This is a genomic window from Ketobacter alkanivorans (assembly GCF_002863865.1).
GTDB lineage: Bacteria > Pseudomonadota > Gammaproteobacteria > Pseudomonadales > Ketobacteraceae > Ketobacter > Ketobacter alkanivorans.
In genome coordinates, this window is record NZ_CP022684.1 from 1399389 (window position 1) to 1413558 (window position 14170).

12 protein-coding genes are annotated in these 14170 nt (G+C 52.6%); 6 read left to right on the top strand and 6 right to left on the bottom strand.

What is annotated here, in order from left to right:
- Positions 1-26: 26 nt before the first annotated feature.
- From Kalk_RS05935 to Kalk_RS05945, 3 genes are all read right to left on the bottom strand, one after another.
- Positions 27-1676: an electron transfer flavoprotein-ubiquinone oxidoreductase gene (locus tag Kalk_RS05935; protein WP_101893325.1), complete on the bottom strand. Its 1650-nt coding sequence runs from the start codon at positions 1674-1676 to the stop codon at positions 27-29.
- 162 nt (positions 1677-1838) lie between these two features.
- The gene (locus tag Kalk_RS05940) at positions 1839-3278 is read right to left on the bottom strand and encodes a helix-turn-helix transcriptional regulator (RefSeq protein WP_158643333.1); all 1440 of its coding nucleotides are present in this window, start codon (positions 3276-3278) and stop codon (positions 1839-1841) included.
- A 142-nt stretch (positions 3279-3420) separates the two neighbouring features.
- A complete protein-coding gene (locus tag Kalk_RS05945; protein WP_158643334.1) occupies positions 3421-3957 on the bottom strand; it encodes a hypothetical protein in 537 nt (178 codons plus the stop codon).
- 212 nt (positions 3958-4169) lie between these two features.
- On the opposite strand from Kalk_RS05945, the gene Kalk_RS05950 reads away from it, so the two are divergent.
- On the top strand, positions 4170-4634 hold the full coding sequence (locus Kalk_RS05950) for an EVE domain-containing protein (protein WP_101893328.1): 465 nt from the start codon (positions 4170-4172) through the stop codon (positions 4632-4634).
- 20 nt (positions 4635-4654) lie between these two features.
- On the opposite strand, the gene def is transcribed toward Kalk_RS05950, so the two are convergent.
- From def to Kalk_RS05965, 3 genes are all read right to left on the bottom strand, one after another.
- Positions 4655-5194 carry a peptide deformylase gene (gene def, locus Kalk_RS05955; protein ID WP_199768019.1) on the bottom strand — a complete coding sequence of 180 codons (540 nt, stop codon included), beginning with the start codon at positions 5192-5194 and terminating at the stop codon, positions 4655-4657.
- Entirely contained in the window at positions 5191-6420 is a 1230-nt protein-coding gene (locus Kalk_RS05960) for an NAD(P)/FAD-dependent oxidoreductase (RefSeq protein ID WP_158643335.1), read from the bottom strand. Before Kalk_RS05960 ends, def begins: the two co-directional genes overlap by 4 nt.
- Before the next feature lie 115 nt (positions 6421-6535).
- Positions 6536-7870: a dihydroorotase gene (locus Kalk_RS05965; protein ID WP_101893330.1), complete on the bottom strand. Its 1335-nt coding sequence runs from the start codon at positions 7868-7870 to the stop codon at positions 6536-6538.
- A 106-nt stretch (positions 7871-7976) separates the two neighbouring features.
- Between Kalk_RS05965 and Kalk_RS05970 the strand changes: the two genes are divergently transcribed.
- The 5 genes from Kalk_RS05970 to Kalk_RS05990 all read left to right on the top strand — a co-directional run bounded on the left by Kalk_RS05970 (position 7977) and on the right by Kalk_RS05990 (position 14170).
- A complete protein-coding gene (locus Kalk_RS05970; RefSeq protein WP_101893331.1) occupies positions 7977-8828 on the top strand; it encodes a 6-pyruvoyl trahydropterin synthase family protein in 852 nt (283 codons plus the stop codon).
- A gap of 79 nt (positions 8829-8907) precedes the next feature.
- Complete coding sequence (gene thrS / locus Kalk_RS05975) at positions 8908-10824, top strand: threonine--tRNA ligase (RefSeq protein ID WP_101893332.1); 1917 nt, start codon at positions 8908-8910, stop codon at positions 10822-10824.
- Between the two features lie 98 nt (positions 10825-10922).
- Positions 10923-12320 carry a cysteine--tRNA ligase gene (gene cysS, locus Kalk_RS05980; RefSeq protein WP_101893333.1) on the top strand — a complete coding sequence of 466 codons (1398 nt, stop codon included), beginning with the start codon at positions 10923-10925 and terminating at the stop codon, positions 12318-12320.
- Between the two features lie 78 nt (positions 12321-12398).
- On the top strand, positions 12399-13229 hold the full coding sequence (locus tag Kalk_RS05985) for a PhnD/SsuA/transferrin family substrate-binding protein (RefSeq protein ID WP_101893334.1): 831 nt from the start codon (positions 12399-12401) through the stop codon (positions 13227-13229).
- Positions 13226-14170, top strand: a complete 945-nt coding sequence (locus tag Kalk_RS05990) for an ABC transporter substrate-binding protein (RefSeq protein WP_158643336.1) — start codon at positions 13226-13228, stop codon at positions 14168-14170. Before Kalk_RS05985 ends, Kalk_RS05990 begins: the two co-directional genes overlap by 4 nt.

The window sequence follows — 14170 nt, forward strand, 5'->3', positions numbered from 1 at the left end:
CAAGCATCATTCTTGTTAATTCAGGATCACATGGCTGAATAGTTCGGCCCACCCCCTGCCTCTGGAGGCACCCAAGTAATATTTTGCATGGGATCCTTAATATCACAGGTTTTACAATGAACGCAGTTTTGCGCATTGATTCGAAACACCTGACGTCCGTTTTCCTCCATCACCTCATAGACACCTGCAGGGCAATAGCGTTGGGCTGGCTCTCCATATAACGGTAGGTTATGTTCAAGCGGCAACTGTGCGTCGCTTAGCTTTAAGTGACAAGGTTGCTCTTCAGAGTGATGGGTGTTGGATAAATACACCGATGAAAGCTTATCAAAGGTGATCACCCCATCAGGTTTGGGATAGTGAATCCGCTTGGCTTGATTCAGTCGCTGTAAGCACTCATGGTCGGGCTGCTCGTCTTTTAACGTGAACAGAGACTTGCCTCGCAGAAGGCCATACTCAACAAAACTGAACGCAGCCCCCATCAACATTCCAAAACGATGCATGGCAGGCGCTACATTACGCGCCTGATACAACTCGCGATACAACCATGATGACTTGAATGCTGCCTGATACTCAACAAGGTCGGCCCCATGTTTTCCCTCTGCCAATGCTGCCAGCACCACATCCGCCGCCAACATTCCGCTTTTCATGGCCGTATGATTGCCTTTTATCTTAGGGTAGTTCATAAACCCCGCATCACATCCGATCAACAGCCCACCAGGAAAGCTGAGTTTCGGCACGGCTTGCAGCCCCCCCTTATTGATTGCCCGCGCACCGTAGGCTATGCGCTGGGCACCTTCAAGCAACGGTTTAATCGTTGGGTGTAACTTCCACTGCTGCAATTCATCAAAGGGGCTAAGCCACGGGTTGCTATAGTTGAGATCGGTTATCAAGCCCAACGCAACCTGATTGTTTTCATAGTGATAAAGAAAAGCGCCGCCGCCCGCGCCATGACGGGAAAGTGGCCAGCCGAAGCAGTGCATAACCTTGCCCGGCTGATGCAGCGCAGGATCGATTTGCCAGACCTCTTTGATGCCTATGGCATAGTGCTGAGTGCCGGCATCCTCACACAGATTAAACCGCTGCATTAATTGTTTGCCCAGATGCCCGCGACAGCCTTCGGCAAATAACGTGTACTTGGCAAGCAGATCTATCCCAGCCTGAAAGCCAGCCTTGGGGTTGCCGTCACGATCCAGCCCCATGTCGCCGGTACGAACACCACGCACCGCACCGGTGTCATTGAACAATAGCTCTGCCGCTGTAAAGCCTGCGTATACTTCGACCCCCAACTGCTCTGCCTGCTGCGCCAACCAACGACAGAAAACGCTTAAACTGATTACGTAATTCCCTTCGTTATGAATAACCCTGGACGCCAAAACAGACGGCAAGCGCACACCCCGACGGTCTGATAACAAGTAGTGAACCTCATCTTGCGCAACAGGTATGTGCAGAGGTGCGCCCCGCTCCTGCCAGTCGGGAAACAGCTCATTCAATGCGGTAGGCTGCAGTAATGCACCCGATAACGAGTGAGCCCCAATCTCTGCGGCTTTCTCCACGACACACACCGAAAGTTCCACACCCTGTCTGATGGCACCCTGTTTCAATCTACAAGCCGCAGACAGACCCGCAGGCCCTGCACCAACAATAACAACATCGTATTCGAGGGATTCCCGCTCCATAACGCGCTCCTTATTTATCAATCGCTTCGGTAACAGAAACCAGCGTATCGAATTTCATACTGCGCGCCTTCACCCTTAGGGGTGAAATCGGAGGGGTGATATGTGAAGGATGTACAGGGAAGTATTAAGTCACGCAGGGGAGCACAGCACTACTGAGCACAATCAGTTGGCGTTAATTTTAAGCAGAGCCTGAGTACGGTTTTCCACTCCCATCTTTCCATAAAGATTACGGATATGTACTTTTAGTGTATTCAACGAGATATGTAATTGCTCAGCGATTGCTTTATTCGACAAGCCCTCCCCAATCAGCTGAAGAACAACCTGTTCGCGCCGGGTTAGGGGTTCAATGCTGGGATGATCCTCTTTGGGTACGTTTAATACCCTGCTTTTTAGTGGTCTATGCTCAGGCGCGCCCTGCTCTGAATATTCAGGCGTATTTAGCAATACATCCTGTGGAATTTGTTCCAGCCAATGTAACCGCTTCTGCTGATATCCAGCTTCAAGCAGCATCCAATCACTGTTCAGCAGTCTCAACAACTGTGGCCATAGGCTTTGCTGCAAGCACAGCTCCACCGCGTCATCATAGTTTCCATTAGCCTCCAACCACGCCAGGGCACGAACGCAAAATGCTGTGCGCTGCTGCGCATCCCATTGCGCGACTTGCTGCAGAAGAAAGCGACGAAATAAATCATGGTAGCGATACCAAGTACGATGATTGTCGAGCGCCACTAAAAACAGGTCGCTGGATTCCAACTCAACGATGACTTGCAGGCCATCATTACGTTGACACACCGCATTGCTTAAACCGGCGCAAAACCGTGGCGCCAATGCCGTAAGCAACAGAAACTGTTTTAACGCTTCCGGCTGACTGCTGAACACCTCCTCAAGCAGATAATCCGAAATATGGCGGTCCAGTGCTTGGCTCTTCAATAACTGATCCGCTCGAACAGCATCCTGTTTAAGCGATAAAGCCACTAGCTGCATACCTGCCACCCAGCCTTCGGTTTTCTGCGCCAACGCCATTGCCACAACATTGTTCTGACTCAATGCAGGGTCGTGATCAAAAAACGCCACGGCCTCTTCGTCGTTGAAGCGCAACTCTTCCACGGCCACGTGCAATAACTGGCCGCTGGCTCTGCGCCGGGCCAAACACAGGTCGGGAAGATCTCGGGAGGTTACAACCACACGAATAGATGACGGCAAATGGTCCAGAAAAGTACTGAACAACGACAAAAGTTGAGGGTTTTTAATGAGGTGAAAATCGTCTAACACTAATGAAATTGGGTCATCAGACTGGTTTCGCTCTCCCAATGCATCAAGATCATTCAACAGAGAGATCACAACACTGGCGTAATTGCGACGGGGTGATTCCAGCCAGATGCTGTGAGCTTCATGGCCGATCTGTGGCTCTATCTGCTGAAGGGATTGGATTGCGTATTGCCAGAACACATCCAGCACATCATGCTCGCTGCCCAGGCTCAACCATGCAAAACGATGAGACCGACTGTGTAACCACTGACTAACCAGTGTGGTTTTACCATAGCCTGCCGGTGCCGATACCAGAACCAGCGACCCACCACTGCTTTCATTCAGTCGATTCAATAGCCTGCCCCGCACCACGTTGCCGGTACGTAAAGGGGGCAGATAAAATCGTGTTTTTAATAGCATAATGGGGCAACAGTGTTATTGTCGCCCCATTGTGACAAACTTGATCCGCAACTAGCAAAGGCTTTCGTGATTAAACCTAAGCCTCTTGGGCATGACTTTGTGGCACCTCGGCCTCCTGAGCAGGCTCATCACGATTGACCTTACGCTCCGGCGGATTGAGTTCATCTTCACGGGGAAACTTCAACTTTGCCCAGCTTTGGGCATAGATCACCCACATCAGGCGCAAACGGGAAATTTTCATCTCCTCATTGTTGCCGCTGACTTTCTCGGCACGCAACTGTTTGATTTTCTGTTCAAGCTCGATACGTACTACGTTCAACTTTTGGCGAATGTCTTCACCACCCATACCGGCAAACGTCATAAACGGAATACGGAAATCCTCAGGGAATTCCGACATAGGGGATTTGTTCCACTCCAATATGGCCTGCCAGGGATATTGCGTGTAACGGCCCTGATGACCACAAATTTCATCCAAACAACGCACCACATAGCGAAGCTTTCCTTTCTCCGACTCTGCACTGCGCTCTTTGATTAAGCGAGCTTCACAACCACAAGTACAGAAATTTATTTCTGGCTTGAGCTCATAGATTGGGTTTTCATTCGTGTCGTTCATATTTATTGCGAGTCTTATCAATACAACGATTAATGCTCCGATGTCATAATAACCATTCAAAGCATGCGAGATTTTCTTACGATCCCCAAAAAAGGGATAAAAGTATACAAAAATAGCACCACTGGCCACTCTACTGCCATTTGGCTCTTTTTTGAAGAGAAAGGTACAATCTACCCTGCTTTTCACCTAATTATATTTTGGAACTACAAACAATGTCCTATTGGCTATTTAAATCTGAACCAGACACTTTCGGTATCGATGATCTCAAAGCCCGCGGCAAGAAAGGTGAGCCCTGGGATGGTGTACGTAATTATCAAGCCCGTAACATGTTGAGAGATGACGTAAAAAAAGGCGATCTGATTTTTTTCTATCATTCCAATACTAAAGTGCCGGGCATTGTAGGCGTTGCCGAAGTGATAAAGGATGCCTTTCCTGATCCTACCCAGTTCGACCCCGAAGCCAAATACTATGATCCAAAATCATCACAAGACAATCCGCGCTGGTTTTGCCCGCAAGTGCGCTTCAAATCAAAATTCAAAAGCACCATCAGCCTGGATGAGCTGAAACAGATTCCAGCGCTTCAAGATATGGCGTTGGTACGCAAAGGCAACCGGCTTTCGGTTATGCCAGTGTCAGAAGATCAGTGGCACTTTATAATGGGAATGGTGCAGGAGTAAAGTGTAGAGCGGTAGGACAATCAAGCATTGGCGATTTGCTCGAAATAGACTTTGTCTGTTGTCAGATCTTGCACCGAGGCAACGCGATCAACGAATGTTTTACCAATAAGATGATCGTATTCGTGTAGAAAAATTCGCGCCGGAAAACCAGTGAGTACTTGCTCTTGAGTTACACCGGCACGATCCACAAAGCGTACGCAAACCGATTCCGGCCGAGTCACCTTGCCGCGAATCCCAGGCACACTCAAACACCCTTCCCAGAGCGTTACCTCATTATCGGAGAACGAAACCGGCTCAGGGTTTATCATAAGTAACGGCGCCATGTGTGGTGCGTTCGGATAACGGTTGTTGGGGCGCGACGCGATGATCATCAGTTGCAATGGCACACCGATCTGCGGCGCAGCAATACCTACCCCTCCCCGATGCTCCATCCAATGCTGCATAACCGCTGCTTGCTCCAACGCAGAGCTTAACTGCGTCAGCTCAACCGGCTTGGCGATGGCTCGTAAACGCGGATCGCCCAACTCAACTATCTGAAAGTCTTCCGGATTCAATATCACGAGAACACTTTGCTCTTGGGCAATTTGTTTATTAAGTTAAGCGGATTAAGCGTCGGCAAATAAACACGCCGAGCGCTGCGCTGCAACAGGTCGAGCGAATGCACTAGATCCTTGGCAGTCTTGGGGGGAGCCATTTGCAACAGACCTAACGTGTACACCGCTTCTTTGGCCGCCCCCAACACAGAAGACGACACTGCAAAATCCCTGAACAACATGAATGTGTCCATGTCGCCAAAGGTTACGACCTGCGGTTTATGTGAAGGCTGAAATTGCCGCAAGGCTTTATTCGCCAGCAAGCGCTCAACGTTTTGCGCAGCCGCTTTACCCATATCGATAGCATGGAAAGCCTGCTTGGCCAGTGGCCGCCCCTCCGGACTGGCCGCATCACCGATGATAAATACGTTCTCGCGGGCTTCGCTCTGAAAATACTGGTTTACACTGGCCCACTCATTGGCATCCTGCGTTAGATAACTGCGCTGCAAAAAGCTGTTAGGTGCCGCGCCGGTTGACCATATGGTGATGTCACTTTCAATCGCTCCACCATCCATGAAGCAGATACCTTCATGATCCACCGACTCGACCTTTTTCCCCAAATGGTAGTTCACCCGAAAGCCTTCCGTATGGCTGCGAATTTTACCATCCAGATGACCCGGAGCATTAGGCATCAGGTGGTCGGATGATTCGACAACGTTGAATTCAAACTGGGGGCGGTTGCGATAGGCGCGCATCACTTCGCCGAAGGCTTCCACGCCCTCTATACCACCGCCGACGACGGTGACACGAGTTGTACGATGCGACAGGGAAGCACGGTGCAGTTTACGGGCAATAACCTGACACTGATCCACGCTTTTCATCGGCAGAGCAAACTGATCCGCCCCTTCCACACCGAAAGTGTTGTTGACGCTGCCAGTGGCAACAATGCAGACATCGAAAGGCACCTTCATGCCATTATCGAGCAGCACGGTCGACGAGGTCATCTCCATGGCCCGGTTCATCAGGAAACGATGCCCCAAACGACGCACCAATATATTGCGCGATAGACGCAGTTCGTCCCCTTTCTTTTCACCGGAGATAATTTCATGAATGTTGGGTAGCCACTCAATATGAGGGCTGGGATCTATGACTGATACGTCATAACGGGACGATTTGAGCTGCTGGGCGGCATTCAACCCGGCGAATCCACCACCTACGATCACAATTTTTGGTTTGATGTGCTTTCCAAACATGTTTTTGCTCCGCTGACACCTGCACATTGTCGCGCACAGGTGCCCATCCATTGTTTGCGGTGCGCATTCTATAGCAAGAATGCTTCCTTATAATAGTAAGCACGTCACTGCTCGACTAACGGTTGAATGCAATCCGCTTGCCACGGATATGGGGGTTCACCTCTCCGTTTTCAAACGCTAGCTCTCCGTTTACCAGCGTGGCAAAAATCGAAGACTTGAAGAGATATCCGGCAAACGGTGACCAACCGCACTTGGAGTAGAGCTTCTGCTCATCTACGACGGTGGGTGTATTCAGGTCAACCAGCACCAGATCCGCCCAGTACCCTTCTCGAATGTAGCCCCGTTCGGCGATCTGAAACAGCTCGGCCACGTTGTGGCTGACCTTCTGCACCACCTGCTCCAGACTGAACCGGCCTGCATGATAATGCTCCAACATGGCAATCAAGGCATGCTGAACCAGAGGCAAGCCGGAGGGCGCTTTGAAGTAGGTGTTTTGTTTTTCTTCCCAGGTATGGGGGGCGTGATCGGTAGCCACCACATCGATCAGATCGTTCTTTACCGCATTCAGCAGCGCTTCACGATCTGATGCTTTTTTCACCGCCGGGTTACATTTAATCAGCGAGCCTTTGGTTTCGTAATCTTCTTCGCTGAAAAACAGGTGGTGAACACAGGCTTCTGCCGTGATCTGCTTGGCAGACAGTGGCCCTGCTTGCAGAAGGGACAATTCCTTTTCGGTAGTGAGATGCAGAATATGCAAGCGAGTACCAAAGCGCTTGGCCAGAGACACCGCCAGACTGGATGACTTGTAACACGCCGCTTCCGAACGAATCAGGGGATGGCAGGACATGGGCACATCCTCTCCATATTGTTCGCGATATTTGGCCTCATTTTCGGTGATCATGGGGGTATCTTCGCAATGGGTCACTACGATGACTGGAGCATTGGCAAAAATACCTTCCAATATTTCCGGCTTATCCACCAACATGTTACCGGTGGATGCCCCCATAAAAACCTTGATGCCACAAGCCGCCTGCGGATCGAGGTTTTTGATTTCTTCCAGGTTATCGTTGCTGGCACCCAGGTAGAAAGAAAAGTTAGCCAGGGATTTCTGGGTTGCGCGATCGTATTTATCTTCCAGCGCAGCCCGGTTGATGGTGAGCGGGTTCACATTAGGCATCTCGAAATAGCTGGTGATGCCCCCCGCCACGGCAGCGGCGGATTCGGTGGCGATCTCACCCTTGTGGGTCAAACCTGGCTCCCGAAAATGCACTTGATCATCAATCATCCCCGGCAGCAGATATTTGCCCGTAGCGTCGATCACTCGATCCGCAGCTTCAGCGGATAAGTCTGCGCCGATTTTAGCGATGCGCCCATCCTGTATCAGCACATCCAGCTGCTGAACCTGACCTTCATTGACGACGTGGGCATGGGTAATTAACAGACTGGTCATATGGCATTCCTATACTGTATGGCTTTCATTGCATGACGTTGGCAGCGTATTATAACGGATTCGCAACGCATCCGGTCTACACCACAGGAAAAAGGGGCTCAACTTCATGTCCGCACTGTTCGTCAAGCACCTCACCGTTCTCGATTTCTCCTATGTGCATTTAACCCGAGGCATTTTGGGGGAAAGCTGGATCGTTGATGTGGAACTCTACGGCGAACTGGATCACCAGGGTATGGTGTTCGATTTCGGCCACGTTAAAAAGAAGGTGCGAGATGCTGTGGAATCCCTGTTTGATCATAAACTGGTGCTGCCCAAAGGCTTACCAACACTGCAAACCCGCAGCGTTGATGACGGACTGGAAATCACCTGGCGGGATGCACAGAATCGTCACTATCGTCATTTATCCCCGCTGGAGGCCGTGGAGTGGGTGGACACCGACGAAATCACCGCTGATGCACTAATACCTCTACTGGAAGACGCCGCCATGGCAGCCGTGCCCGACAACGTAAGCCGGGTGGTGATCGAGCTGCGCAGCGAGGAGATCTCCGGCGCGTTCTATCATTACAGTCACGGCCTGAAGAAGCACGACGGCAACTGCCAGCGCATTGCCCATGGCCACCGCTCCCGCGTCAAGATCCTGCGCAACGGCAAGCGCGATCCGCTGCTGGAAAAAGCCTGGGCCTTGAAATGGAAAGACATTTACATCGGTACGGAGGAGGATCTCATGTCCCGCCTCACCGAAGATGGCGTGGATTATTGCCAGTTCGGTTACGATGCGCCCCAGGGCCGCTTTGAATTGACCTTGCCGGAGTCCCAGGTATACCTGATTCCCACCGATTCCACGGTGGAATATCTGGCGGATCACATGGCCGCCTGCCTGAAAAAAGACGACCCCGAGCACCAATTCGAGGTGAAAGCCTACGAAGGGGTGATGAAAGGCGCCATCGCGTTCAAATAACGCCATTTCTTCTATACAATGTGCGGTCCACACTACGTGATTCACGCACCGGTTCGATTTACAGGAAAACACGATCACCATGTCGATTGATATTACCTTGCCTGACGGCAGCGTCCGCAGCTATCCCCATGCGCTTACTGGCCTGGATGTGGCCAATGACATCGGCCCCGGCCTGGCCAAAGCCAGCGTTGCCATGTACCTCAACGACAAACTGGTGGATCTGTCTACCAACCTGACAGAGCCCTGCAATATCGCCTTTCTGACCCGCGACAAAGAGGCTGCTTTAGAGCTGTTGCGCCACGATGCCGCCCACGTCATGGCCCAGGCGGTGAAAGAACTGTTCCCGGAAACCCAGGTGACCATCGGCCCCGCCATCGAGAACGGCTACTACTACGACTTCTTCCGCGAGGAATCCTTCACTCAGGAAGACCTGCACAAGATCGAAACCCGCATGGCCCAGATCGTGGATCAGGATCTGCCCATTGTGCGCGAAGTCTGGGATCGCAACCAGGCCATCGCCTACTTCAAGAAAGAGGGCGAGGAGTTCAAAGCGGAGCTGATTCAGGATCTACCGGAAGACGAAGAGATCTCGGTGTATCGTCAGGGGGATTTCCTCGACCTGTGCCTGGGGCCTCACCTGCCTTCCACCGGCAAACTGGGCAAAGCCTTCAAGATCATGAAAGTGGCCGGTGCCTACTGGCGCGGTGATTCCACTCGCCCACAATTGCAACGGGTCTATGGCACTTGCTGGCGCGACCCGAAAGAACTGAAAAAATACCTGCACATGCTGGAGGAAGCGGAAAAGCGCGACCACCGCAAACTGGGTAAAGAGATGGGCCTGTTCCACCAGCAGGAAGAAGCCGTGGGCAGCATGTTCTGGCACCCCAAAGGCTGGCGCACCCGTAAAGCTCTGGAAAACTACATACGCAGTAAAATGGAGCGTAACGGCTATCAGGAGATCGCCACCCCCCAGATCATGGATCGCAAACTGTGGGAACAGTCCGGCCACTGGGATAAGTACGCCGAAGACATGTTCACCATCTGCACCCACGATCACCGGGACATGGCCATCAAGCCCATGAACTGCCCCGGCCACGTGCAGATTTTCAAACAGGGCCTGAAAAGCTACCGTGACCTGCCCATTCGTTTGGGCGAGTTCACCACCCTGTTCCGCAACGAAGCCCACGGCGCGTTGCACGGTTTGATGCGGGCCCGCTCCTTCAGCCAGGATGACGCCCACATCTTCTGCACCGAAGACCAGATAAACGAAGAAACCGCCGCCTTTATCACCATGCTCAATCAGGTGTACAAGGATTTCGGTTACGAAGACATTCGCATCAAGTTCTCCACCCGCCCGGACAACAAAGCCGGTACCGAGGAGACCTGGGATCGAGCCGAGGCCGCCCTGCAAAACGCCGTGGACAGCCTGGGCCTGACCTGCGAACTGAACCCCGGCGAAGGTGCCTTTTACGGCCCGAAACTGGAATTCGTATTGAAGGACGCCATTGGCCGTGACTGGCAGTGCGGCACCCTGCAGGTGGATTTTGTCTTACCGGAGCGCCTGGATGCCGAATACGTGGGCGAGGATGGTAATCGCCATCGCCCGGTGATGCTGCACCGCGCCATTCTGGGTTCGCTGGAGCGCTTTATGGGCATCCTGATCGAATCCACTGCGGGCCATCTGCCTATGTGGCTGTCACCCCTGCCGGTGGTCATCGCCACCATCACCGACGATGCCCGCGACTGGGCGCTCGAAGTGGCCGACAAGTTGAAAGCCGCAGGCGTGTACTGCGAACTGGATCTGCGCAACGAAAAGATCGGCTACAAAGTGCGTGAGCACAGTAAAGCCAAAGTGCCTCAGATCTGGGTGGTGGGTAAAAACGAAGCGGAAGCCCAACAGGTGGCTGTGCGCACATTAGGCAGCAACGGCAACGAGGTAATGGGCATCAACGAGGCGCTGGAAGCCATCGTAACGGCCACCCGCGCGCCCTTGTAGCACCGTGCAACCCCGATAGCCAACGGCAATCTCTAAGCTGAGCCTGTTTCCTCCGATTCAGGCTCAGTGTTTTTAACAGCAGGCATTAGAACAACATCATGACCATACAACTGTACAACACGCTGAAGCAGCAGAAAGAAACCTTCACCCCCATCAACCCTGATGAGGTGACCATGTACGTGTGTGGCCCCACTGTGTACAACTTTGTGCACATCGGCAATGCCCGACCAGTGGTGATCTTTGACACCCTGTTCCGCCTGCTGCAACGCCACTACCCCAGCGTAAAATACGCCCGCAACATCACCGACGTGGACGACAAAATCAACGCCGCCGCTAAAACCAACGGCGAAACCATCCGCGAACTGAGCGAGCGTTACACCCAGGCCTACCATGAAGATATGGGGCAGCTCAACAACCTGCCGCCCACCCTGGAACCCCGCGCCACCGACAACATCGACGCCATGATCGAACAGATTCAGGCCTTGATCGACCACGGCCACGCCTACGAGTCCGAAGGCCATGTGCTGTTTCAGGTGAGCACAGACAAGCACTACGGCCAGCTCTCTCATCGCAAACTGGATGAAATGATCGCCGGTGCCAGCGAACGGGTGGACGACGCCTCCTATAAAAAGGAAGCGGCGGACTTTGTCCTGTGGAAACCCTCCACCGACGACCTGCCCGGTTGGGACAGCCCCTGGGGCCGCGGCCGCCCCGGCTGGCACATTGAATGCTCTGCCATGATCAACAAGCATCTGGCCAAAACCATCGACATCCACGGCGGCGGCATGGACTTAATCTTTCCCCATCATGAAAACGAAATCGCCCAAGGCACCTGCTGCCACGCCGATGGCGAACAACAGTTCGTGCGCTACTGGATGCACAACGGTTACCTCAACATTGATGGTCAGAAGATGTCGAAATCCCTGGGCAACTTCTTTACCGTGCGGGAACTGCTGGATCTGTGGCCCGGCGAAGTGATTCGCTACGCCCTGTTCACCGCTCACTATCGCAAGCCGCTGGACTGGACCAAAGATCTGCTTTCCAGCGCCAAATCCAGCCTGGATCGGCTCTACGGTGCCCTACGCGATGCCCCGCTGGCGGTGGACACCAGCCTGAGCCACCCCCAACTGGAGGAATTGGAACGCCTCCTGATGGATGACCTTGCCACCCCCCAGGTGTTGGCGGTACTGCACGCCCTGGCCGGTGACATCAACAAGGCCAGCGGCCAAGAGAAGCTGCTGCTGCAACAGGTTCTGCGCAAAGCTGGCAGCTTCATCGGCCTGTTGGATAGGGATGCGGAGGCCTGGTTCAAATGGCAACCGGCCAGCCAGCAGGGAGGCCTCAGCGACGACGCCATTGAAACCCTGATCCAGGAGCGGGTGAACGCCAAGGCAAATAAGAACTTCGCCAGGGCAGATGAAATCCGCACCGAGCTTAAAGATCAGGGCATTACTCTGGAAGACTCAAAAGATGGCACGCGCTGGACCCGGGACTGACCGGCCCAGCCTAGTAGACCTCAGCAAATCCGCTATACTCATTAAAAATCGATCAGCTCAGGGACAGAGAGCAGTACTTTGCCAGCCACCCAGTCAACATCAAAGCCTATCCCCGGAGCAGTACTCATACTGATCCGGCTTAGCGCTGCCCTGCTGTTGTTCTGGGGCTTGGCAGCCCACGCCGACACCATCACGGTCTATCACTACAACCCGGAATCCCAAAGCGACCGCTCCTTGGTGCTGAAAAACACCTTCGACCGCTACTTCCAGGCACATCACAACGTCCAACTGCAACCGGTAGACGATCGCGACACCTTTCAGCAACAGATCAAGCAGGACACTCCAAGCTTATATATCATGTCTGACTGGCATTACCGTCAATTAGCCAGCAACTCACCCCGCCTTGTACCCTATCTGCGGGGGCTAAAAAACGGTCAGGATACCTTTTTCAAATTACTGGTGGGCAAAGGCCCGCTGACATCACAACGGGCCACCATCTCTGTTTCAGGCACCGACGACTACGTCACAACCTTATTGCAGGAAATGCGTTTTACCGGTGCGGGGCTTACCCGCCCGCCCAGGTTATTGACTGTGCCGAAGGACATCGACGCACTGCTGGCCGTAGGCTTTGGTCTGGCAGACGCGGCACTGACCACCGAAAGCAGTTTTGAAAAGCTCTCCCTTCTCTATCGGAACGAATATCAGCAACTGAAAATTCTCGGTCGCAGCACGCCACAAAAGCGGCTAGTGGTGGTATTAATTGATCACCACCAAACTGCAGTTCAACCGGCGCTGGATGCATTGGAACACATGAATCAAACCAAGGAAGGCAGGCTGGGTCTCAACCTGCTAGGGCTGGACGAATGGACTCGACTGACAACCACGCAGCTGAAAGGGGGGCAACCATGATCTCAGTAGTTCGGATATTACTGACTCTAACTGTGCTGCAATTGCTGCAAGGGTGTAACACAGCGCCCCAACCGCGACAGGATCAAGCCCTGCATCCACTGATACTGGTGGTAAACAGCAACAGATCTGTGCCTCGATATCATATTGCAGAAACCGCATTCAGCGAAGAACTGGCCAGTGAGCAAATAATGTCAGTCAATCTAGAGGGCGACGAGCAACCAACAGAAACCCTGCAGGATATTCTGAATCACCAAAAATTCGCTGCTATCTATTGCATTGGCGCTAAAGCGCTAGGCTCTATCGATTATCTGGCACCTGCGGTTCCTGTGATCTACAGCTCCGTACTGAGCTGGCGTCAGTTCCAGCACAAACCTGATTATTACGGCGTGACCAGTGAGGTGGCTCCCTCTGCTCAACTGGCCTGGTTCAAACATTTCTTTCCGGAAACAAAAAACATTGGCGTTCTTTACAGCACAGATAATAGCGCTCTGATTGAGGAAGCCAGTCAACATGCAAACGCCCTATCAATTACCTTGGTCGCTGAGAAAGTTCTCCACCAAACGCCATCCAAAGATCAAATCACCAACCTGCTAAACAGGGTTGATGCACTATGGATACTGCCTGATCCCGTTGTGCTGAACACCGAACGGGATACAGTACATCTGTTCGAAATCGCACACCAACAACGCAAGGCCGTATTCAGCTATAACAGTTTCTTTATGACCCTGGGTGCCACCCTAAGCATCAATGCAGACCTGGCGACCACAGGGCGCCAAGCCGCATTAATCGTGCAATCAGTTAAAGAACGGGGAACAGCAAGGAAAGCGATACAATTTCCAGCAGGTAGCAGCATATCGCTCAACCTCAAGAAAGTTAGCGACAACGGCCTTAGTTTAAACGCAGAAGCATTAAATTCAGTAAGTGAACTGCTTGAGCAATAA